Annotated in this window: 20 protein-coding genes; 7 read left to right on the top strand and 13 right to left on the bottom strand. The window is 71.7% G+C overall.

The window, feature by feature from the left end:
* Positions 1 to 40: 40 nt before the first annotated feature.
* Positions 41 to 1,018, top strand: coding sequence for an ArsR/SmtB family transcription factor (locus tag OH768_RS51330; protein WP_406464346.1), 978 nt, complete (start codon positions 41 to 43; stop codon positions 1,016 to 1,018).
* Positions 1,019 to 1,203: 185 nt separating this feature from the next.
* Here the strand turns inward: OH768_RS51330 and OH768_RS51325 are convergent, their stop codons facing one another.
* Positions 1,204 to 2,604, bottom strand: a complete 1,401-nt coding sequence (locus OH768_RS51325; RefSeq protein WP_406464345.1) for an NtaA/DmoA family FMN-dependent monooxygenase — start codon at positions 2,602 to 2,604, stop codon at positions 1,204 to 1,206.
* Positions 2,601 to 3,701 carry an LLM class flavin-dependent oxidoreductase gene (locus tag OH768_RS51320; protein WP_406464344.1) on the bottom strand — a complete coding sequence of 367 codons (1,101 nt, stop codon included), beginning with the start codon at positions 3,699 to 3,701 and terminating at the stop codon, positions 2,601 to 2,603. The genes OH768_RS51325 and OH768_RS51320 overlap by 4 nt, the downstream gene beginning before the upstream one ends.
* A gap of 457 nt (positions 3,702 to 4,158) precedes the next feature.
* Between OH768_RS51320 and OH768_RS51315 the strand changes: the two genes are divergently transcribed.
* Positions 4,159 to 4,935 (top strand): alpha/beta hydrolase, encoded by a 777-nt coding sequence (locus tag OH768_RS51315; RefSeq protein WP_406464342.1) that lies wholly within the window; start codon positions 4,159 to 4,161, stop codon positions 4,933 to 4,935.
* 2 nt (positions 4,936 to 4,937) lie between these two features.
* On the opposite strand, the gene OH768_RS51310 is transcribed toward OH768_RS51315, so the two are convergent.
* The 3 genes from OH768_RS51310 to OH768_RS51300 form a co-directional block, all read right to left on the bottom strand.
* Positions 4,938 to 6,170 (bottom strand): 4-hydroxybenzoate 3-monooxygenase, encoded by a 1,233-nt coding sequence (locus OH768_RS51310; protein ID WP_406464340.1) that lies wholly within the window; start codon positions 6,168 to 6,170, stop codon positions 4,938 to 4,940.
* A 63-nt stretch (positions 6,171 to 6,233) separates the two neighbouring features.
* A complete protein-coding gene (locus OH768_RS51305) occupies positions 6,234 to 7,007 on the bottom strand; it encodes a maleylpyruvate isomerase family mycothiol-dependent enzyme (protein ID WP_406464339.1) in 774 nt (257 codons plus the stop codon).
* Positions 7,008 to 7,093: 86 nt separating this feature from the next.
* Positions 7,094 to 7,456, bottom strand: coding sequence for an STAS domain-containing protein (locus OH768_RS51300; RefSeq protein ID WP_406464337.1), 363 nt, complete (start codon positions 7,454 to 7,456; stop codon positions 7,094 to 7,096).
* 171 nt (positions 7,457 to 7,627) lie between these two features.
* Here OH768_RS51300 and OH768_RS51295 point away from each other — a divergent pair, with 171 nt between their 5' ends.
* A complete protein-coding gene (locus tag OH768_RS51295; RefSeq protein ID WP_406464336.1) occupies positions 7,628 to 8,125 on the top strand; it encodes an ATP-binding protein in 498 nt (165 codons plus the stop codon).
* 10 nt (positions 8,126 to 8,135) lie between these two features.
* On the opposite strand, the gene OH768_RS51290 is transcribed toward OH768_RS51295, so the two are convergent.
* Both OH768_RS51290 and OH768_RS51285 read right to left on the bottom strand, forming a co-directional pair.
* On the bottom strand, positions 8,136 to 8,879 hold the full coding sequence (locus OH768_RS51290; protein WP_406464334.1) for a class I SAM-dependent methyltransferase: 744 nt from the start codon (positions 8,877 to 8,879) through the stop codon (positions 8,136 to 8,138).
* 331 nt (positions 8,880 to 9,210) lie between these two features.
* Positions 9,211 to 9,696 (bottom strand): MarR family transcriptional regulator, encoded by a 486-nt coding sequence (locus OH768_RS51285; RefSeq protein ID WP_406464333.1) that lies wholly within the window; start codon positions 9,694 to 9,696, stop codon positions 9,211 to 9,213.
* 96 nt (positions 9,697 to 9,792) lie between these two features.
* Here OH768_RS51285 and OH768_RS51280 point away from each other — a divergent pair, with 96 nt between their 5' ends.
* Together OH768_RS51280 and OH768_RS51275 are read left to right on the top strand one after the other, a co-directional pair.
* Complete coding sequence (locus OH768_RS51280) at positions 9,793 to 10,944, top strand: PP2C family protein-serine/threonine phosphatase (RefSeq protein ID WP_406465778.1); 1,152 nt, start codon at positions 9,793 to 9,795, stop codon at positions 10,942 to 10,944.
* A gap of 64 nt (positions 10,945 to 11,008) precedes the next feature.
* The gene (locus tag OH768_RS51275; protein ID WP_406464332.1) at positions 11,009 to 12,202 is read left to right on the top strand and encodes a PP2C family protein-serine/threonine phosphatase; all 1,194 of its coding nucleotides are present in this window, start codon (positions 11,009 to 11,011) and stop codon (positions 12,200 to 12,202) included.
* Here OH768_RS51275 and OH768_RS51270 read toward each other — a convergent pair whose 3' ends face one another.
* The 5 genes from OH768_RS51270 to OH768_RS51250 all read right to left on the bottom strand — a co-directional run bounded on the left by OH768_RS51270 (position 12,203) and on the right by OH768_RS51250 (position 16,506).
* A complete protein-coding gene (locus OH768_RS51270) occupies positions 12,203 to 12,670 on the bottom strand; it encodes a MarR family winged helix-turn-helix transcriptional regulator (RefSeq protein WP_406464330.1) in 468 nt (155 codons plus the stop codon). It lies immediately after the preceding gene.
* A gap of 50 nt (positions 12,671 to 12,720) precedes the next feature.
* Positions 12,721 to 13,170, bottom strand: a complete 450-nt coding sequence (locus tag OH768_RS51265; protein WP_388114350.1) for a response regulator — start codon at positions 13,168 to 13,170, stop codon at positions 12,721 to 12,723.
* On the bottom strand, positions 13,167 to 14,780 hold the full coding sequence (locus OH768_RS51260; RefSeq protein WP_406464327.1) for an ATP-binding protein: 1,614 nt from the start codon (positions 14,778 to 14,780) through the stop codon (positions 13,167 to 13,169). Before OH768_RS51260 ends, OH768_RS51265 begins: the two co-directional genes overlap by 4 nt.
* Before the next feature lie 88 nt (positions 14,781 to 14,868).
* A complete protein-coding gene (locus tag OH768_RS51255; RefSeq protein WP_406464325.1) occupies positions 14,869 to 16,095 on the bottom strand; it encodes a PP2C family protein-serine/threonine phosphatase in 1,227 nt (408 codons plus the stop codon).
* Between the two features lie 270 nt (positions 16,096 to 16,365).
* Complete coding sequence (locus tag OH768_RS51250; RefSeq protein ID WP_406464323.1) at positions 16,366 to 16,506, bottom strand: hypothetical protein; 141 nt, start codon at positions 16,504 to 16,506, stop codon at positions 16,366 to 16,368.
* A gap of 197 nt (positions 16,507 to 16,703) precedes the next feature.
* Between OH768_RS51250 and OH768_RS51245 the strand changes: the two genes are divergently transcribed.
* A complete protein-coding gene (locus OH768_RS51245; protein ID WP_406464321.1) occupies positions 16,704 to 17,225 on the top strand; it encodes an HdeD family acid-resistance protein in 522 nt (173 codons plus the stop codon).
* 95 nt (positions 17,226 to 17,320) lie between these two features.
* Positions 17,321 to 17,749, top strand: a complete 429-nt coding sequence (locus OH768_RS51240; RefSeq protein ID WP_406464319.1) for a hypothetical protein — start codon at positions 17,321 to 17,323, stop codon at positions 17,747 to 17,749.
* A gap of 106 nt (positions 17,750 to 17,855) precedes the next feature.
* On the opposite strand, the gene OH768_RS51235 is transcribed toward OH768_RS51240, so the two are convergent.
* On the bottom strand, positions 17,856 to 21,695 hold the full coding sequence (locus OH768_RS51235; RefSeq protein ID WP_406464318.1) for an XRE family transcriptional regulator: 3,840 nt from the start codon (positions 21,693 to 21,695) through the stop codon (positions 17,856 to 17,858).
* Positions 21,696 to 21,853 lie beyond the last annotated feature (158 nt).

The raw sequence follows: 21,853 nt of genomic DNA, 5'->3' as shown, positions 1-21,853 counted from the left end.
ACCGATCACGCGCACTGACCACGCGCGGGAATGAGGTCGCATGCTCCGAATTCATTTCACCTCGCGGGATCTGCAGAGCATCCGGGTCGCCCGCCAACCTCATACGCTGTGGGAACTCGTGTGTGGTGTCTGCCGGTTGGACAGCCGGCAGGGGGCGCTCGAATTCGGGCACTGGCGCCGTTCGGTGCGGGACCGGCTGGCCAAGGACCCGCGGGCCGGGCGGGCCCTGTCGCCGTTGCGGACGCTGATTCCTCCGGTGGGCTACATCCCCGACTTCCTCACGCCGTCCGTCACGGGTGGCGGTCTGGCCGGGGGTCTCGACGAGGTACGGGCCACCTCCCGCACCCGGTTGACCCGTGAGCTGTCCCGGCTCGCCGAGTCGCGTCCGCTGCCGTCGTGGGTCTCCACCCTCGACCGGCCGGGCACGAAGGCCCTGGGGGCGTTGACGCGGGCCCTGGAACTGTCCTGCGGGACGCTCCTCGAACCGTACTGGCCCCGTGTCCAGGCCGCCGTCGGCGACGATGTCGACCTGCGCTCACGCGCGCTCCTCGACGGCGGCACCTCCGCCCTCCTCAACAGCCTGCGCCCGCACGCCCGTTGGCACGCTCCGGTGCTGGAGGTGGACTATCCCGTCGACCGCGAACTGCATCTGGAGGGACGGGGCCTGCTGCTCGTCCCGTCCTACTTCTGCTGGCGCAGACCCACCGCTCTCGCGGACCCCACGCTCGGGCCGGTGCTCGTCTACCCGGTCGCCAAACAGCCCCTGGAGATCGTCCGGGCGAGCGGGGACGGGCTGGAGCGACTGCTCGGCCGTACCCGGACGGTCGTACTGGCGCATCTGGCCAGCCATGGCACACGGACGACGTCCGAGGTGGCCTCGGCGGCCAACATCGCGTTACCCAGCGCCAGTTACCAGCTCGGTGTGCTGCGCGACGGAGGTCTGATCGCCAGTCACCGGGACGGCCAGTTCGTCCGGCACTCGGCGACAACCCTGGGTCTGCGCCTGCTGGACCGGTGACAGACCCCCGCCGGGGCCATTTAGAACGCTTTCGAAATCATTGCCCCCGTGCTTCCCGTACGGCGATGGTTTGGGCGACCGGTACGGCAGTCCGCCGGTCTCGGCGGAGTCCTGGCGCTCTCGCCGCACGGAGCGGGCGCGGTGGCCACCGTGTACAGGGGGACGGTGGCCACCGCGGCCGTGGGTCAGCCCGCCTGCCGGCGGTCCGTGGCGGTGCGGTGGGTGAGCGGTTCGCGCAGGCCGAGGTGTTCGCGCAGGGTCGTGCCGGTGTACTCGGTGCGGTAGACGCCGCGTTCCTGGAGTGCGGGGACGAGCAGGTCGACGATGTCGTCCAGGCCGTCGGGGATCAGGTACGGCGTGACGTTGAAGCCGTCGACGGCGCCGTGCCGGACGAAGTGGGTGAACTTGTCCGCCAGGCTCTCCGGGGTGCCGACGTGGCCGCGCTGGGGGCCGAGGGCGATGACGGTCTCGCGCAGCGACCAGCGGTTCGCGTCGGCCTTCTCCCGCCATTCGGCGACGACTTGGCGCGGATCGGCGATGCGCCGCGCTCCGAAGGAACCGTCGTTCTCGGCGACGACCGGGTCCTCCTTGGGCAGTGGCCCGTCGGCGTCGCGGCCGGAGAGGTCGATGCCCCACAGGAGTCCGGCGATCCCCAACGCCGTTGCCGGGGTGACCTGTTGGAGGCGGATCCAGCGCTTCTTCTCCAGGGCCTCCTCCTCCGTGGTGCCGATGATGATCTCGGTGCCCGGGAGGATGCGCAGGTCGTCCTCGGGGCGGCCGACGGCGCGCAGCCGGCTCCGCAGGTCGTCGGCGAAGGCGAGCGCGTCGTCGAAGTCGTTGCCGTGCGCGGAGAAGATGACGTCGGCGTTGCGGGCGGCGAAGTCCCGGCCCTCGCCGGAGTCCCCGGCCTGGAAGATCACCGGGTGGCCCTGGGCGCTGCGCGGCAGGGTGGGTGCGAGGTCGATGTCGAACTGCGGTCCCCGGTGGCGGACTTGGCGTACGGCGCCGGGTGCCGCCCAGGCCGGTGCGTCGGCCGAGTCGGAGACGGCCGCGTCCGCCCAGCCGTCCCAGAGGGCGCGGGCGACGGTGAGGAACTCCTCGGCGCGCCGGTAGCGGTCGGCGTGGTCGAGGTAGCCGCCGCGGCGGAAGTTGGCGCCGGTCCAGGCGTTGTCGGTGGTCACCACGTTCCAGCCGGCGCGGCCCTCGGAGAGCAGGTCGAGTCCGGAGAGGCGGCGGGCGAGGTCGGCGGGTTCGTTGAAGGTGGTGTTGGAGGTGCTGACCAGGCCGATCCGGTCGGTCACGGCGGCCAGCGCGGCGAGTTGGGTGATGGCGTCGGGCCGTCCGGCGACGTCGAGGTCGTGGATCTGTCCGTCGACCTCGCGCAGCCGCAGCCCCTCCCCCAGGAAGAACGCGTCGAACAGGCCGCGTTCGGCGGTCTGGGCGACGCGCCGGAAGTTGGCGGGGTCGATCTGGGAACCGCTGGCCGGATCGGACCAGACGGTCCAGTGGTTGACGCCCTGGAAGAAGACGCCGAAGTGGAGTTGGGCGTCCGGGCGGGCGACGTCGAGGGGGTCGGTGCGGGTCATCGGGCTTCCTCCTGGACGGCCGCGGCGGCGTACCGGTTCGCGGGCCGGTCGAGGCCCAGGTGAGTGCGCAGGGTCGCGGCGGGCAGGGGTCGTAGGGCGTACCGTCGTTCGAAGAGGTGGGGCAGGACGAGCCGGGAGAGTTCCGGGAGGTCCTCGTCCAGCACCAGCGGGTGCAGCCGCACTCCGTCCACCACGCCTCTCAACTCCTCCAGCAGCAGGGCGAGTCCGGCGGCGGAGCCGATGTGGCGCAGCCGTCCCCGGTCGGGCCAGGGCGCGTGGCGTGCGAGGTCGGCGACGCGTTCCTCGGCCGTGGCGTGGGCGGTGTCGAGCGCGACCTCGATCTCGGCGAAGGCAAGGGGCGTTCCGGCGGTGGCCGCGCCCGAGGTGACGGCGGCGCGGTCGCGGCCCTCGACGAGGGCGACGTCGAGTTGCCCGGCGGGTACGCGGTCCGGGTGGCCGAGCACGACGAGTTGGCCCTGCGGCGGACGCGGCACGATCGCCGGGCCCTTGACCGTGTAGGTGTCGCCGGTGAAGTCGACGTAGTGCAGCCGCTCGCGGTCGAGATAGCGGCTGGTGGCGACGGAGCGGATGACCGCCTCGTCCTCCCAGGAGTCCCACAGCGCCCGGACGACCTCGACGCCGTCACGCGACTCGCGGGCGCGGGCCGCGGCCCCGTCGACGAGCGGGCGCCCCCACCCGGAGGCGGCCTCGGCACGCGTCTCCTCGCTCACCACCCACCCGGCACGCCCGACCGAGATGTGGTCCAGGGACGCCAACTGGCTGGAGACATGGAACGGTTCGGCGTAGGTGAGCGGCAGGACAGGCGCGACACCGACGACACTCGTCGACGCGGCGATGAAGGCGGCCCGCTCCACCGCGCCGATCCGCCCGACCACGTCCGGGCCGGTGCCGGGCGGGAGCGCGCCGTCCTCCAGGGTGAGCAGGGTGAACCCGGCGTTCTCCGCGTCGGCGGCGACGCGGGCCACCCGGCGCGGGCTCAGCAGGTGGTCGGGCGAGTGGGCGGCGCGGCGCCAGGCCACGGGATGGGCGCCGTCGCCGTCGATTTCGAGGGCGAGCCGCAGAGCGGAGCCGGACATGGGGGTTCCTTCCGAGAACGCGTCGAGACGGACGGCCCGTGGGGCCGACGTGGGTCAGGGGCGTACGGAAGGACAGACGGCGGAGGCGGTACGGCAGTAGTCGACATGCCGGCGAATGATCAGCCGCGCGCCCGGACCGGCACCGCGAGGTGCGGCGTCACGTGCGCACATGGGGCCTCCGCCCGTCCGGGAGCGATCGCCTCAACCTACGTCGTCGGTCCCGGAAGATGTCAAGAACATTAGATGTACGCGCATACGGCGGCGGTTCGTCAAAAATGCGTTGGCCGTGCCGACGAGCGTGCTGCTAACTTGCCGTAGGCCGTGACAACGCGCGAGGAGGTGAGACCCATGAACGCTGTACGCAGGTGGGTGCTCCCCCTCTTCTTCACGGTTGGACCAGTGACATAGGTGTCGCCGGGAGCGCCTCACGACAGGCACTCCCGAAAGGCGACAAGCCATGTACTCCACACACTCCACGCAGTCCACGCATTTCTATTTCACCGCGGAGACCACGTCCGACGGTGTCATCCAGCACGACTTCACCATGGGTGAGGTCACCGGAGCCCTCTGGTCGCCGGAAACCGGTGCCGACCACGCGCCCCTCGTGTTGATGGGGCACGGCGGCGGCAACCACAGGAAGTCCCCCGCCATGGTCGGCCGGGCCCAACGCCTCGTGGCCGACGGCGGTTTCCATGTCGCCGTCATCGACGCGCCGGGCCACGGCGGCCGACCGCGCACCGCGCACGACGAGCGGGAGATCGACGCCATGCAGCGGGCGATGGCGGCCGGCGAACCGGTCGGCGAGATCGTCGTCCGCTACAACGGCCACCTCGCGGAACGTGCCGTACCGGAGTGGCGGGCGACCCTGGACGCCCTCCAGGAACTGCCCGAGATCGGCAGCGAAGGACCCGTCGGCTACTACGGCCTGAACATGGGCACCGCGATCGGCATCCCGCTGACGGCGGCCGAACCCCGCATCACCGCCGCTGTGTTCGGCCTCTTCTGGTACGACGACGCCCTCGCCGGGACTGCGCGGCGCATCACCGTTCCCATCGAATTCGCTCTCCAGTGGGACGACGAGCACATCCCGCGCCCGTCCGGTCTCGCGCTGTTCGACGCCTTCGCCTCGGCGGAGAAGTCACTGCACGTCAACTCGGGCGCGCACAAGGAGCTGCCCAGGTTCGAGGCGGACAGCGCGGTGCGGTTCTTCATGCGGCATCTGCGCCGTCGCTGATCTCAGCGCGGCGGCCCCGCGCTTTCTCCGAATTCCAGCCCTGTCATGAGTTCGGAGAAGGCGCGGGCAGCGCCGGGGGCCGTGAAGAGCCGGTCGAGCCGGGCGCGGGCCAGGCCGCGGCGGAAGGGGCCGGAGCCGGTGGCGTCGCCGGCGTCGTGGAGCATGCCGGTCATCCAGTGGGAGAACTCCTGGTCGTTCCAGACGCGGCGCAGACAGCGCTCCGAGTAGGTGCGCAGGGCCGTGTCGTCGTGGTCGTGGACTGAGTCCCGTACCGCTCGGGCGAAGAGATCGGCGTCGTAGAGCGCGAGGTTCATGCCCTTGCCGCCCATCGGCGAGACAATGTGCGCCGCGTCGCCGACGAGGTAGAGGCGGCCGTACTGCATCGGGTCGTGGACCAGACTGCGGAGCCGGAAGATCTCGCGGTCGGTGATCGGGCCGGAGACAAGGGCCGGGTCGCCGAGCCGGGTGCGCAGGGCGTCCCAGACCCGGCCGTCGGGCCAGGCGTCGGGGTGGTCGTCGGGCGGGCACTGGAGGTAGTAGCGGCTGGTGTACGGGCCGCGCGGGAAGTGCGCGGCGAAGCCCTGCGGGCTGACGGCCAGCAGCGGGTGGGCCGGGGGCGGGGCGTCGGCCAGGACCGTCAGCCAGCCGATGCCGTGATCGAAGGCGTACGGCGTGAGGGCCCCGCCGGGGACGGAGGTGCGGCTGATGCCGTGGTCGCCGTCGCAGCCCGCGACGAAGTCGCAGGTGAGGGTGCGGAGGTCGCCGTCCGCGGTGCGGTAGCTGACGGTCGGGTGGTCGCCGGTCAGGTCGTGCAGGGAGACGTCGGCGGCCTCGAAGCGCAGGTCGCCGCCGTTCGCGAGGTACTCGGCGGTGAGTTTCTGGACCAGCATCTGCTGGGGGCAGAGGCGTGCGGTCGGTCCTTCGGAGCCGTCGTAGTCCGACACCAGATGGGGTTCGCCGTCGACCCGGAGCTCCAGGATGCCTTCGTGCGGGACACCGCCCAGGACGCGGTCGGCCAGCCCCCAGGAGTCGAACATGCGCACGGCGCGGGTCTCGACGATGCCGGCCCGCTGGCGCTGCGCCACGTACTCGCGGGTCCGGCGTTCGAGGACGACGCAGTCGACGCCGCTGCGCTGCAACAGGTTCGCGACGGTCAGACCGGCCGGGCCGGCGCCGATCACCACCACGGTCGTGGACTCCGGCGCCTGGCTCAACTCCCGTGTGTTGTCGGCCACTTGACCACCTCCGGGGTCACCCTAGCCGAGCGGGCCCGGTCGCGCGGGCACGCCGGCGTTCCCCTATGCCTCCGGGTCCCAGTCGATGAGCTGGTCGAAGAGCCGTTGCTCGCCGTCGATCTTCAAGGGGTCGACGTAGGTACGGCCGTACAGGAAGAGGACCAGTTCTCCGGCCGTGGCCCGGGCGGAGGCGTAGGCGGTGTCGGCGGGAATCGGCGCGGATGCGGGAATGGGCGTGGCCCGCGCGCCGGCGGCGGAGAGTTCGAGGCGCCAGGATCGGCCCTCGGTGGCGTGGTAGTCGACGGTGGCGGGGTCGTGCGGCCAGGCGCTCGTCGTCGCGTTGCAGGTGAACACGAACTCCTCGACACCGTCCACCGCCGCCTCCTCGGGCAGCGGCTGCGGGTCGCCGACGGTGATCTGGGCGTCGTAGGTGTGCACCGTGGCCTCCTGGACCTGGTGCCGGGCGACGGCACCGGAGGTCTGCGGGGACTGCGAGTCGGCCCACCATGTCCAGCAGCCGCGATCCGGGCCGAACTCCCGCAGTGCGCCCAGCAGTTGCCGCGTGGACTCGGCCGACCAGGCGAGCAGGGCCTCCCGCTCCCGGGGTACTTCCGAGGCGGCGGGGGTCGCCCGACTGTCGGCGGGCCCGGCGGCGACGATCGCGGCCCAGCGGCGGTGCACGGTGCCCAGGTGCTGCACCAGGTCGAACAGGGTCCACTCGGGGCAGGTCGGCACCTGCGCGTCGAGGCTGGGCGCGGCGGCGACCGCGGCCCGGAACGCCGTCGACCGTTCGTCGATCAGCCGCAGCAGGTCCGCGAATTCGAGAGTCTTCGTCACGCCGAATGTCTATCACCGCGCTCCGCCGACAGGACAACGATTTTCCCGGCTCGGCCTGCGAAAAGCGTGCGGCGCTACCCCAACTCTCAATGAGCGAGGGCCTGTTGGACCGTCGGGTAGCAGTCGATGACTCCGTCGATGCCGACGAGTTGGATGACGCGCCACACGGCGGGGGCGGTCCCGGCCAGTCGCAGCCAGCCGTCCGCCTGGGCGAGCGTCTGGTGGACGGCGAGGAGGATGTTGATGCCGCTGGAGTCCATGAAGGTGACCTGGCGCAGGTCGAGGACGACGTGCGGTGCGACCCCGTCCGGCAGGTCCAGCGCCTCCCTCAACGAACCGGCCGTCTGGTGGTCGATCTCGCCGGCCAGGGCCACGACGACGGTGCCGTCGACGACATCGGTCCTGACCGTCAACTGCCCTGGCTGGCCCGGCTGTTCGGTGTCCACCATCTGTCCTCATACACGAGTCGGCGAGCGCTATGGATCAGGAGTTTCATCCGAAGTGCTGCCCCGCATCGTACGGTTGATGCCCGCGTCCGGTGATGCCGACAGAAACTCACGGAGTGGGTGTTGCCTCACGGGGTATGCGCGGGGCACGCAGAAGGCGGTGAAACGATCCCGATGGACCAAGACTCTTCGGAGGACGACGACACAACGCCCCAGGCCAGGGCCCCGGCTCGGCCCATACGGTCCACCGTGGCACTGGACGGCGACGGCTCCTGCATCGCCGAGGCCCGGCGGCTGGCCGCGATGTTCCTCGTCCGGGCACGGACCGAGTACGGGCTCCCGGTGTCGGCCCGCGCCATGGATCTCACGCAGTTGGTGGTCAGCGAACTGGTCACCAACGCCCGCAAGTACGCGCCCGGCCCGGTGCTGATGGATCTGCGGATCGTCGACACCCTGGTCGAGGTGGAGGTGTGGGACTCCGACCCGGTGCTGCCGGTCGCCCGTGCCGCCGACGCCCAACGGGTGGGCCAGCACGGTCTGGAGATCGTACGGGCCGTCGCGCGCGGCTTCGAGGCACAGCGCGAACCGGTGGGCAAGCGCATCACCGCGCGCATCGCGCTGACGGACGGCCCGGACACGGACGTCACCGGCGGCGGCCCGCTCCGCACGTGAGCCGGGACGGTCACGGCGCGGCCGGGACCCGGTAGACGGAGACATGCGAAGGCGACTCGGCGGTGAACTCGGATCCGTCCCAGTCCGCGTGTCTCGTCTCCAGTTCGAAGCCCGCCAGCTGGGCCATGAGGTCCAGTTCGGCCGGCCAGATGTAGCGGTGCGGACTGAGTGCGAGCCGCGCCTGCCCGGCCCCGTCGATCCTGAAGTGGTGCGACACGGCGCGCTGGTTGAGGACGTCGTAGGTGTCCAGGGCGATGTAGTCGGGGTCGGTCCGCCAGACGGTGGCGTGCTGGCCCGGCGGCAGTTTGCGCAACTCGGGTACCCAGAGCTCGATCACGAACCGGCCACCCGGTGCGAGGTGGCGGGCGGCGTTGCGGAAGCACTCGACCTGCGCGGCCTGGGTGAGCAGGTTCGAGATGGTGTTGTAGACGAGGTAGACCAGGCTGTACGTCCCGGGGACGACCGTGGTCGCCATGTCGCCGATGGTCACGGGGATCGTCGCCTCGTCCGCCTTGGTCCGCAGCCGCTCCACCATCGGCCGTGACAGCTCGATGCCGGTGACGGGGACTCCGCGCTCGGCGAGCGGCACGGCGACCCGGCCGGTGCCGACAGCGAACTCGAGTGCCGCGCCCTCTCCCGCGAGTTGCGCGAGTCGGTCCACGGTCGGCCCCAGCGTCTCGGGCTCGAACATGCCGGTGCCGGGGGTGTCGTACCGCCGGGCGGTGTCGGCGTCCCAGATCTTCTCCTGCTGCATTCCGCCAACGCTCGCTCCCGGCCGCCGAGTTGTCCAACGAATTCCCCCGACACGCGGAAGTGCCGCACCTCGCCCAGAGGGTGGCCGCTGTCGGCCGACGCAGGCGCCAACCCCGACAACTCGACCGGCGCGCCGAGCGGTTCGACGCGGGACCTCCTCGCCTTCGCACGCGGCTGATCGCGTCGCTGTCGCGCAGCGTGACGTACCCCTCAGGGACGGGATGTCTGGCTCCGCCGGACGCGGGCACCCGTGAGCAGGCAAGTAACCGCACGCTCCGCCCGACGACCTGAGGTGAACCATGCCCGAGGAGATCAAGAATCCGGCGGCCCGGTCACGCGGTGCGGCGGCCGGCGGACTCGTCGTGGTCGTGGATCTGCGCCGACGCCACCGCGCAGAACGCCTCCAGACCGGTGAGCAGCGCGTTGCGCCCGGCGGCCGGCATCTGTGCCAGCACCGCGCCCAACGCCTCCTCCCGCCGGGCCCGTAGGTCCGACAGGAAGGCCCGCCCCGGACCGCTGAGATACAGGCGCACCTCGCGCCGGTCCGTGGGGCTCACCTCGCGGTCGACGAACCCGGCGGCCTGCAACCGGTCGCAGAGGCGGCTGGTCGACGGCGGTGTGGAGGCGAGGTGGTCGGCGAGGGTGCGCAGGTTGATGCCCTCCTGGTGTTCCAGGATGAACAGGACTCGTAGCTGTGAGGCAGACGCGGGCGCGGTCGAGGCGCGCCCCCACAGGACTTCCAGCAGTTCCGCGGCCGTAGAGGTGACGCGTGCGACCTCGGCGGGCTCGGGGCGGGGGTGGATGGACGTCACGGTCACACTCTCGCAGGCACAGGGACGGGCTCCAGCCTACTAGGCACGTGCGAGGCATTCTTCGAGGGAGAGATTGGCATATCCGCGATCGTGAACAGATTCATGGCTGTCGAGCGGGCGCTGCGTACGGCGGCTCCCCACGAGCTCCCCGACGTGGTCGGCCGGGAACTGGTCCGGCGGTACGCGGCGGACTCCGTGGACCTGCTCGTGGCCGACTACGGCCTGACCGTGCTGCAGCGCGTCACCGACCTGCCGCACACCTTGCCGCCGATCTCCGTGCACAACACTCCCGCGGGCCGCGCCTTCGGAGCCCAAGAGCCTTTCGTGGAGGGGAACTTCGGGGACGGCAGCGTGCGTGTCCACCTTCCGGTCAGTGTGCGCGGGGACCGCGTCGGCGTGCTCTCGGTGACGCTCCCCGGCGGCGACCACGTACGCGACTGTCTGCCCGAACTGACCGAGCTGGCCGAGGTGTTGGGGCACGAGATGCTGGTGGCCGAGCGCGACACGGACCTGTATCTGCGGGCCAGGCGCAAGGACCGGCTCACGCTGGCGGCGGAGATGCAGTGGCAGTTGCTGCCCGGCCGCTCGTGCTCCCGCGCCGAGTTCGAACTCGGCGCGCAGCTGGAGCCCGCCTACGCGATCCACGGCGACAACTTCGACTGGTCCGCAACGGCCGACCGCCTCGCGCTCTACGTCTCGAACGGCATGGGCGAGGGCATAGAGGCCTCGCTGCTGACGAACCTGGCGGTCAACGCCCTGCGCAACGCGCGCCGGGCCGACATCCCCCTCGCCGACCAGGCGGCCCTCGCCGACCAGGCGGTGTACGCCCACTACCGGGGCCGTAGCCATATGTCCGTGTTGATGTTCGACTTCGAACTCACCACCGGGCGAGCCCGGGTGGTGGACGCCGGGTCGCCGCAGACGCTGCGGCTGCGTGACGGGGTGGTGGAACGGATCGTCTTCGACGAGCAGTTGCCGCTGGGCATGTTCGAGGAGACCGACTACATCGAGCAGGACTTCCGGATCGAGCCCGGGGACCGGATCCTCTTCGTCAGCGACGGGGTGTACGCCGTCGCCTCGCCCAAGGGTGAGGCGTACGGGGACGCGGCGCTGGCGCGGGCGATCCAGCACACGAGACTGCTGCCCGCCGCCGACGTGCCCAGGGCCGTGCTGCGCGAACTGACCGGCCACCGCGGCACGCCGACCCCCGACGACGACGCCCTGGTGGTGTGCCTGGACTGGCGGGGGCGGTGAGGTGTGTCCGCCGTGTCCCGCTCTCACCGGCGCGGCGCTAGTGTGAAGACACTGAGCCGGAAGGGTGAACACCGTGAGCACCTCTGAGCCGCTCCCTTCCGTCGAGAGCGAGTTGCGGTCGGCTCCGTCCAACGCTCTCGCGGCGACGGCCCGCCGTCTGCTCGGTGACCGCGCCGGAGCCCGCGAGATCACCCTTCTCCTCGCCGACTACGGCCTGCGGGTGCTGCGTCCGGTGGACCCGCTCCCGGGCGCCGACGAACCGCTGTCCGCCCGAGACGGCCCGGCCGGGCGGGCGTTCACGGAGCAGACGCCGGTCGTCGAACCGGCTGCCGACGGGACCGCCGCCGTGCATGTGCCCGTCTCCGTGCGCGGCGACCGCCTCGGTGTCCTCTCCGCCCGACTCCCCTCCGCCGGTGCCGGTCCGGCCGGGGTGCTCGGGCTCGCCGAGTTCGCCACCGCCCTGGGCCACGAGATCGCCGCGGCGGAACGCGACACCGACTTCTACCTCCTGGCCCGCCGCACCCGGCGCCTCACGCTGGCCGCAGAGATGCAGTGGCAGCTCCTGCCGGGGCGGGGCTGCGGACGCCCGGAGTTCGCGATCGGCGCCCATCTGGAGCCCGCGTACACCGTCGGCGGCGACAACTTCGACTGGAGCACCGACGGCGGTCACCTCACCATGACGGTCACCGACGGCATGGGCCGCGGCATCGACGCCTCCCTGCTGACCGGCGTCGCGGTCGGCGCCCTGCGCAACGCCCGCCGCGCCGGCCTCGGCCTCGCCGACCAGGCCCGGCTGGCCGACCAGGCGGTCTACGCCCAATTCGGAGGCAAGGTCTACGCCTCCACCCTGCTGCTCCGCTTCGACCTCACGACCGGCACGGTCCAGGCGGTCGACGCCGGCTCGCCCCGCCTGTACCGCCAACGCGGCCACGCCGTGCGGCAGATCGAGATGGAGGCACAGCTCCCGCTCGGCATGTTCGAGGAGACCGCCTACGAGGAACAGATCTTCTCCGTACGGCCCGGCGACCGCCTCGTGGCGGTGAGCACCGGCGTCCACGGGGCCCGTTCACCGCAGGGCACCCCGTTCGGCGAACAGGCGCTGCGCCGCGCGCTCGACACAGTGCCGGCGCGGGCCCCGCAGGAGGTCGCGCGCTCGGTGGTGGCGAGCCTGGTCGACCACTTCGGCAGCACGGACCTGACCGCCGACGCGGCCGTGGTCTGCCTCGACTGGCACGGACGCGAGCCCGCGGCGCCGTGATCATCCGCCGGCGCCGGACGGCCGATTCCGCTGCGCGGCGGCGAACGCCCGCAGGCCACGCTCCAGTGCCGCACGCTCATCCGGGTCCATGGCGTGTACGACCGCTGCCAGCGCCCGGGACCTGAGTGCGGCGACCTCCGCGAGGACCTCCCGGCCGTGCGCGGTGAGACTCAGTCGTACTTCCCGGCGGTTGTGGGGTGCCGTGTCCCTCAGCAGCAGCCCGGCCGCCTCAAGCCGGTCGCAGAGCCGGCTCACCGTGGGCAGGCCCGCGTCGAGCCGGTCCGCCAGCGTGGTCAGGTTCGCGCCCGGTGCGGCCTCCAGGGCGTGCAGGGCGCGCAGTTGATACGGCGAGAGACGTACCGACGCGTCTGCTGCCGCCGTGGTCCACAGTTCGGTCAGGCCGTCCACGGCATCGTCGACCCGGCCCGCGACGGGGTCCGTGCCGTCCGCCTGCTCGTGCGTTGCCACGAGTTCGACACCTCAAGGAAGTCGGGTGTGGTGACGCGGATCCCGGCGTCTCAGCCGGGGCGGTGGGGCAGGCGGACCACCTGCACGAAGAAGTCGTCGATCTGCCGGACCGCGGCGATGAACTGGTCCAGGTCGACCGGCTTGGTGACATAGGCGTTGGCGTGCAGCTTGTAGCTGCGGAGGATGTCCTCCTCGGCCGAGGAGGTGGTCAGGACGACGACGGGGATGTGCGCCAGTTCCGGGTCGGACTTGATCTTCTCCAGGACCTGACGGCCGTCGTACTTCGGCAGGTTGAGGTCGAGCAGGATGAGGTCGGGCTGCGGGGCGCCGGTGTGCGCTCCGCGCCGGTAGAGGAAGTCGAGGGCTTCCTCGCCGTCCCGGACGACGTGGAGGGTGTTGCCGATCTTGTTGTCCTCGAAGGCTTCCCGGGTCATCAGTTCGTCGCCCGGATCGTCCTCGACGAGGAGGACGTCGATCGGGGTCGCGTCGGGGAGGGTCATGTCAGGGCCTTCTGGTTGTCGGTGGAGGTGTCCGTGGACGTGGCTTCCTCGGCGGACGGGAGTGTGAAGCAGAAGCGGGTGCCCTCGCCGGCCGTGCTGTCGATCCAGATCCGGCCGCCGTGGTGTTCGACGATCTTCTTGCACAGGGCAAGTCCGATGCCGGTGCCGCCGTAGGCGTCGCGGCTGTGCAGCCGCTGGAAGATGACGAAGACCTTGTCGGTGAACTCCTCGGGGATGCCGATGCCGTCGTCGGTGACGCACAGGCGCCACATGCCGGGGGTCCCGGGGTCGGGTTCGCAGGTGACGGACACCTGCGGGGCGCGGTCCGGGTGGCGGAACTTCAGGGCGTTGCCCACGAGGTTCTGCCAGAGCATGGTCAGCAGCGTCGGATCGCCCACTGTCTCGGGCAGGGTCTCGGGCCGGTCGATGCGGGCCTCGGACTCCTCGACGGCCGCCGCGAGGTTCCGCAGCGCCTTGTCCAGCGCCTGGTCGAGACCGACCTTCTCCCGGGTGTCGTCGAGGCGCCCGACGCGGGAGAAGGTGAGCAGGTCGTTGATGAGCACCTGCATGCGTTTGGCGCCGTCGACGGCGAAGTCGATGTACTGCAGCCCGCGTTCGTCCAGCTTGTCCCCGTACCGTTTCTCCAGCAGCTGGCAGAACGAGGCGACCTTGCGCAGCGGCTCCTGCAGATCGTGCGAGGCGACATAGGCGAACTGCTCCAACTCGGCGTTGGAACGGCGCAGTTCGACGGCCTGGGCGTCCAACTCGTCGGCCTGGTGGCCGAGTACCTCCTCCTTTTCGCGGGAGGCGTCGAGTTCGGCGACGATCCGTCTGCGCATGCCCTCGACGGCTCCGGCCACCGCGGTGAGGTCGGCGGGCCCGTCCCCGGTGATGCGGTGCGCGAAATCGCCCGCCGCGACCCGTTCCGACGCCGTGCTCAGCGCCTCCAGGGGCCGGGTCACCAGCAGTCGTACGAGTACGGCGAGGGCGACGCCGGTGAGCAGGAAGGCGGCGACCATACCGCTCAGCACGGTGTCGCGCACCGTCCGCTGGTGGGCGAGGTGGGCGCGGCCCTCCTTCACGGCCTGTGCGAGGTCGGTGTTCTGGGCCGCCCAAAGGGTGCGCAGCCGGTCGAAGTCGTGCTTGCCGCTGTCGACGGTGGTCTGGTCGACGGCGTGCGGCCGGCCGGGGGTGACGGCGGCGGCCAGGGGTTCGGCGTAGGTCCGCCGCCAGTCGGCCGCCCCGCGCTCCACCGCCCGCAGATCGGCGAGCAGTCGGGGCCGGTGGCGGAGCTGTTCGCGCAGCCTGGCCGCCGAGTGGGCCTCGTCCTGCTTGCCGGTGGTGTACGGGGCGAGGAACTGCTTGTCGGCGGCGATCGCGTAGCCGCGGATGCCGGTCTCCTGGTTGACCAGGGCGGCCTGCAGCCGGTACGCCTCGGTCTGGGCGGGCTGCACCCGCTGGAGCAGGTCGTCGGTGACGTCGGCCGTGCGGCTCAGCAGGTTCGCGCCGATCGCGGTGCCGATCACCACCAGCAGCACCATGAGCGACAGCGCGAGGAAGAACCATCCCTGCACTGTGAGCCGGCGCCCGATCCCTGTTCCGCCCGCCATGTCCCTCACCGTTCGTCTCGTTGCGGCACCCTCTTCTCGTCCCACCTGCTCCTTTCCGGCGCGGTGAATCACGTCCGGGGCAGTTGTCTCATGTCCAGTGCAGGTGCAGCACGGCCACGTCGTCCGCCAGGCCGCCCCGGGTCTCGGCCAGGGCCTCGGCGCAGGCGATCAGCTCGTCGACGAACGGCTCCGGGGCCAGTGCGGCCCGCTCCCGGGCGACCTGTAGCAGACCGTCCTCCCCCAGGCGCTCCGAGCCCCGGCCGACATGCCCCTCGAAGAGTCCGTCGGTGAAGAGGACCACGGCCGCGCCCGCCGGTACGGAGAGGTCCGCCACCGGCCAGTCCGCGAGGCCGGGCAGCACGCCCAGCGCAGGACCGCCCGGCACCTCCACCCACTCCACTCCACCGCTGTCCCGCATCAGCAGTCCATGGTGCCCGGCCCGCACCACGCGGGCCGTCCGCTCGCCGGGTGCGGCGGTGAGACAGACGAGGGTGGCGAAGACCTCGCTGCGGATGCGCTCGGCGACGAGGAGTTCCTCCAGCCGGGCCACCTGTTCGGCACCCGTGACACCGCTGAGCACCAGCGTGCGCCAGGCGATTCGCAGCGCGACACCGAGGGCGGCCTCGTCGGGTCCGTGTCCGGAGACGTCACCCACCACCGCGTGGACCGTGCCGTCGACGCTCTGCACGATGTCGTAGAAGTCACCGCCCAGCAGCGCCTGCGCGCGCCCCGGACGGTAGCGGGCCACCGCTTCCACGCCCTCGCCGCGCAGCAGGGGCCTGGGCAGCAGCCCGCGTTCCAGGCGGGCGTTCTCCTGGGCCTGCATACGGCTGGACTGGAGGGCGACGGCCGCCCGCTCGGCCTGCTTGCGCTGGATCGCGTAGCGCACCGCGCGTCCGAACAGGCCCGGTTCGACCCGGCCCTTGACCAGGTAGTCCTGCGCGCCGGCGGCGACGGCGGCGAGTCCGGTCTCCTCCTCGGCGAGACCGGTGAGGACCACGACAGCGGCCCGTTCGGCGCCCGCCCGTACCCGGGAGAGCGCCTCCAGCCCCTGGGCGTCCGGCAGATGCAGATCGAGCAGGACACAGTCCGGTACGTCGGCCGCGAGCGCCTCGGCGGCCTCGGCCATCGACCGCACCCACTGCAGACGTATCTTCAGCGCGCTGTCGGCGACCAGTTCCTCCACCAGCAGCGCGTCACCCGCGTCGTCCTCGACCAGCAGGACGGAGGGCTGCCAGGCCACCCAGGCTTCCGGCCCGACCCCTTCGCCACCCACCGACAGCAGGTCGTCCGCCCGTGGCCGTGGCACCACCATGGCCCTGCCCTCCCCACCGCGCCGACTCCCGGGAACTTAGTTGCCGTCAGACAACAGTCGAGAGCATACCGGTACGCCGGGAAGTCCCGTACGCGGTCGGCGAGGCCGGGACCGGAACCGTCCAACGCGCCCCGATTCCAGCGTTGTTGAGGGTACGACGGGCCGCCGGGAATCGGCGCGGAACGGTCCCCTTCGTCGCCGGACCGTACGGAGGGCGGGGGTCGCACGGATCGGCACCAAGTGGCGCTCGGGCGAACGGAGTTCGAGCCGTCAGCCGTCGGCGATCGTCGGTCCCGGACCAGGCGCGATGCGCAGCGCGGCCCGTGGTGCCGAGACACCGGGGAGCAGGGCCCGTTCGGACACCGCGGGGGCGGCCAGCCGGTCGAGGCCCACGCGCAGCTCCGCCCGCACGAACCTCCACACCGTCCCCCGCGTCCAACCCCGGCGTCTCGACACCCGTACCACTGCGCACCTACGCACCTACGCACCCCGATTGCTGCACCGGTGCAGTCACATGACGGATGGTCCACGGGCTGCCGAGACCTAGCCTCGGGGCTGGGAAAGAGGCGACCGGCCCATGCCCTCAGGCCAGAAGGGAAGTGATCACCATGCTCGGCTCACCCAACGCACTGTTGTGGCGCGGCATTCTCGCGGTCGCGTTCGGAGTGGTTTCGCTGGTGTGGCCCGGCATAACCGTGGGCGCATTCGTCTACCTGTTCGCCTTCTACGCCTTCTTCGCCGCGGCGAACGACGCCGTTCGCGCGTTCAGCGGCACCCGGGCGGGACCGGTCTTCGGCTGGCTGCTGTTGGCCCTGCTGTCCGCCGTGGGCGGAGCCGCCGCGATTCTGTGGCCGGGGATCACGGCTCTTGCGCTCACCCTCTGGGTCGCCGCGTGGGCGCTGGTCACCGGCGCTGTCGAGATCGGCATGGCCTCTCAGGAAGGCGAGTCCGCCGGGGAACGCGCGATGTTCATGCTGACCGGGCTGGTATCCGTCGCGCTGGCGTTCGCGCTGTTCGTGCGGCCGGACGTCGGCGCGGTCTCTCTGGCGACCGTGTTCGGCCTGTTCAGCCTGATGTACGGCACTTCGGGCATCGTCCTCTCACTCCACCTGCGGCACAGAGCGGCGTAGCGACCTGGCGGCAGGCACGGCGTCGGCGTGCCCGTGCCGCGCGATGTCCGAGACCCCGAGATCCACCGAATCAACTTCACGAGACAGGGATCACCATGGACAAGCTTTCGGACCAGCTCAGCAAGTTGGCAGACCGGACGAAGAAGGTCGAGGACACCGCCGCGGCCGCCGGGGCGAAGAACCGCGCGCAGCTGGAGACGACGAAGACCAGTCTCAAGGCGTCCCTGGATGCCGTGGGAACCAAGACCGACGATGCCAAGGCCCGGGCGCAGGGCCGGCTGAGCGATGTGCACGACTCGGTGGAGAAGCACTTCGCCGAACGCCGCGCGGCGAACGCCGAGCACAAGGCCGAACGCGACCTCAAGCGGGCCGAACGCCGCGCCGACGACGCCGAGCAGGATGCCGCCGACGCGATCGCCCTGGTGCTCTACGTACTGGACCAGGCCGAATACGCCGTCGTGGACGCCGTGCTCGCCCGCGCGGACGCCGACGACCTCGCCGCCCAGTCGGGAACCTCCGGGTGATGCCCGGCTCGGCATCACCCCCCCATGCCGAGCCGGTCTGATCCACCCGGCGCCGCGACGTGACATGACTTGCCCTCTGTGACGTCGCGGCATCGGCATCCGGACCTCAGCAGGGCGAGCGGTACTTCCACTGCGGGAAGTACTGGCCCCATTCCGCGTGAGTGAGTGCGGGAAAGGCGCTGTCGCAGATCCGGGCGGCGACACGTCCGGGGTCGGGATCCCACAACAGGACGGTCCAGTCCTCGCCGCCGGTGGCGAGAGTGCGGCCGTCGGGACTGAAGGCGAGGGTGTCGACCGGTTTGGTGTGGCCCGACAGCAGCGCCGGCTCCCGGGCGTTGCCACGGTCGTTCACGTCGTAGAGCCTCGCGGTGCGGTCGGAGCTCGCGGCGGCCAGCATCCGCCCGTTGGGTGCGAAGGCGACAGCCATGACGCCGTCGGCGTACCCCGCGAGCCGGTCGCGTAGCGCCGGACGCCGTGGATCGGTGACGTCCCACAGTCGTACGGTGCGGTCCTCGCCGCCGGTGGCGAGCGTGCGGCCGTCGGGGCTGAACGCCACGGATTTCACCGCGCTGGTGTGGCCGGTGAGGACCGCGAGGCGGGTGGGGTTTCGCGGGTCGGTCAGGTCCCACAGCACGGCCGTCCGGTTGCGGCTGGCCACGGCGAGGGTACGGCCGCCGGGGGCGAAGGCCACGGAGTCCACCGCGCCGCTCTCCCGCACCTCGGTCAGCAGGCGGGGGCGGTCCACGTCCGTCGCGTCCCACAGTTGTACGGCGCCCTGTTCGCTGCCGGTGGCGAGGGTGCGGCCGTCGGGGCTGAACGCCACCGAGTTCACATGGCCGGTGTGCGACGGAACGACGGCCAACTGGCGCGGGTGGGACGGGGGTTCGAGGTCCCACAGGCGAAGGGTGCTGTCGGCGCTGCCACTTGCCAGGACGCGGGCGTCCGGCCGGAAGACCACCGAGTTGACGGGGCCCGCGTGGCCGGTGAGCGGTGGCAGCGCCTGCGGCCGGCGGAGGTCCGCCAGGCTCCATAATCGGACCGTGCGGTCATAGCTGCCGGTGGCCAACAGGCGTCCGTCCGGACTGAAGTCGACGGAGTAGACCGAGCTGGTGTGGCCGGTCAGCGCGGGCCCCGGAAGGTCCCACAGGCGGGCGGTCTGGTCCTCACTGCCGGTGGCCAGGGTGCGGCCGTCGGGGCTGAAGGCCAGCGCCCCGACGCTGCCGGTATGGCCGGTGAGGACCGGCAGTTCACGGGCGGGACCGGCGCTGGTCACCTCCCAACGGCGTACGGTGCCGTCGACACCGCTGGTGGCGAGGGTGGCGCCGTCGGGGCTGAAGCCCACGGCCTTGACCGTGTCGGTGTGCCCGGTGAGTGTCATCGTCGCGCGGACGTGGCGCGGGTCGGCCACATCCCACAGCCGGACCGTGAAGTCCGCGCTCCCGGTGGCCAGTTCGCGGCCGTCCGGAGTGAACGCCAGCGCGGTCACCGCGTCCTTGTGACCGGGCGCGGCGAACAGTTCCCGCAGAGGTCCCTCCACGTCCCAGAGGCGGACCTTGTGGTCGGCGTGACCGGTGGCGAGCGTCCGCCCGTCCCGGCTCAGCGCCATCGCTGTCACGTCGGCGTGTACGGCCGACTCGGCGCGTACGCGCGGCTGTTGAGGATCCGTCAGCCGCAACAGCCGTATCCCGTCGGGGGTGGCCGTCGCCAGTGTCCGCCCGCCGGGTCCGAAGGCGAGCCCGACGACCGGACCGGCGTCGCCCGGCAGCCGTGCCAGCAGCCGGGGCCGCCGTGCGTCACCGATGTCCCACAGCACGATCGCACCGTCCTCGCCCCCCTCGGCCAGGAACCTGCTGTCGGGACTGACCGCGACCGCGCGAACGGCGTCCGCGAGACCGGGCAGCACGCTCAACTCCGTTGGCCGATACGGGTCTTCGGTCCGCCACAGCGCTACGGTCCGGTCGGCGTCCCCGGTGGCCAGTACCCGGCCGTCGGGACTGAACGCGACCGCGGTGACCGCGCCCTTCTGCGCGGTCAGTTGAGTGGCGTAAGGGGTGGCGAAGGTGCTGAGCAGGGTGCCGCGCGCCTCCGGGGTGGGCGACAGTCGGTAGGCGGCCAGGCTCAACTGGGCGGCGAGGGCCGGGTTCGCCGCCCGTAGCGCGGCGGCCTTGTCGGCGGTTCGCTGCGAACCGGCGACATCGCGCTGCCGGTCCGCCGCCCACTGCGCCCGTACGGCGAGGCCCGCGGTCACGCTCGCCAGCGCGAGGAGGACGCCGAGCAGCACGACTGCCTGCTGCCGGAGCCGTGTGCGACGCCGAACTGCACGCTGTTCGGCCGCCCTTGACGCCAGGCCCGCGTCGAGGAACTCCTGTTCCTTCACGGACATCCAGGTGCGGGCGAGTCCTGCGGCCATGGCGAGGCGCGTGCCGCGGAACAGCGCGCCGGGGTCCCGTCCCAGTGTCTCCCAGACCTGTGCCGCGTCGCTGAGCTGATGCAGGGTCCGCATGGCCTCACGGTCCTCGGTCAGCCAGCCGTGCAGCCTGGGCCAGCACCGGATCAGCGCCTCGTGCGCGAGCTCGACCCGCTCGTGGTCCAGCATCAACAGCCGTGCGCCGGCCGCCCGTTCGAGCACGGTGCGGATGCCGGTGTCGTCGGCCCCGGCGAGTCCGTCCAGCTCGTCCAGGCGCGCCGGCCGCCGGGTGTCCTCCGTGCCCTCCCCGAGCGCGGTCAGCCGTACGAACACCTGGCGGACCAACGTGCGCTGCACCGCGTCCAGTTGCTGGTAGAACTCCTCGGCGGTGCGGGCCAGAGCGCCTTCGAGTCCGCCCGCCGCCTCGAACCCGGCGAGTGTCAGCGCGTTGCCGCGGCGGCGCCGCCAGGTCTGGAGGAGTGCGTGCGACAGCAGCGGCAGTACCCCGGCCTGGCCCTGGGCCTGTGCCGTGAGGGTCGCCAACAGCGCCCCCTCGACGCTCAGTCCGGCCCGCTGGGCCGGCATCGTCACCGCGCGGCGCAGCTCGTCCGGCCGCATCGGTCCGACCGGCACCTGGGCGTCCCGCAACGCCTCCACCAGCAGCGCGTTGCGGGTGCAGTGCGCGTAGAAGTCGGCCCGCAGACCCAACGCCACCCGGCACCCGCCGCCCGTCGAGGAGGCCACCGCGATCAGCGACTTGATGAAACAGTCCTGCTCGGCGTCGTCCCGGCAGAGGGTGAAGACCTCCTCGAACTGGTCGACCACCAACACCACATCGCGGTCGCCGTCACCGTCGCCGTGGGCCCGTCCGTCCGCGTCTCCGCAGCGGGCGGCGACCTGCCGCAGGACCCGGCTCAGGTTCTCCGGGTCGTCCCTCAACTCTCCGTACAGTCCACCCGGTGCGATGCCCGCCAGCGCCCCGAGCCGCACCGCGCACTCCTCCAGCGGTCGCGCCCCCGGCGTCAGCACCACCGTCGTAGTCGCGGCGGACCGCAGCCGAGGCGCCAACCCCGCCCGCAACAGCGACGACTTGCCCGAACCCGACGCCCCGATCACGACCACGAACCGCTGTCTCTCCAGCCGTTCCGCCAGCTCCTCCACGAGCCGCTCCCGGCCGAAGAACCACTCCGCGTCCTGCTCACGGAAGGGCCGCAGACCCGCATAGGGCGCTGTGCCGGACTCATCGGTCTCACCGAGTACGGCATCCCCCTCGCCGAGTTGCTCCGCCGTCTCCCGCCAACGGTGCTCCCACTCCTCGACATCGCCGTCGCAGGCACGTACGTAAGCGAGTGTCACCGCCAGCGTGGGCAGCCGCTGCCCGCCCGCCGCGGACGACAGCGTCGAGATCGAATAGTGGACCCTCTCGGCCAGCGTCCGGTACGGCGCGTTGCCCGCTTTCCGCCGCAGCTGCCGAAGCCGCGCGGCGAACTCCAGTAACGGACCCTCTCCCGGCTCCAGCGGCCGTTCTCTGCGCGGCATAGCCGCACCTCCCCCTCGTTCCCCCATGCCCCGGCCTGTGCGGTCTCGTCACATTTTTCAGAACTTGTTTGTTCGACACCAGGGGTCCGACGGCGAACAACGCATGGCCCGCTACACCTGGAGCGGACGGGCCGACCGAACGTGGCTCAGGGTCCAAC

This window comes from Streptomyces sp. NBC_01622, assembly GCF_045209635.1.
Lineage (GTDB): Bacteria > Actinomycetota > Actinomycetes > Streptomycetales > Streptomycetaceae > Streptomyces.
This window is presented reverse-complemented; position numbering and strand designations above follow the sequence as displayed.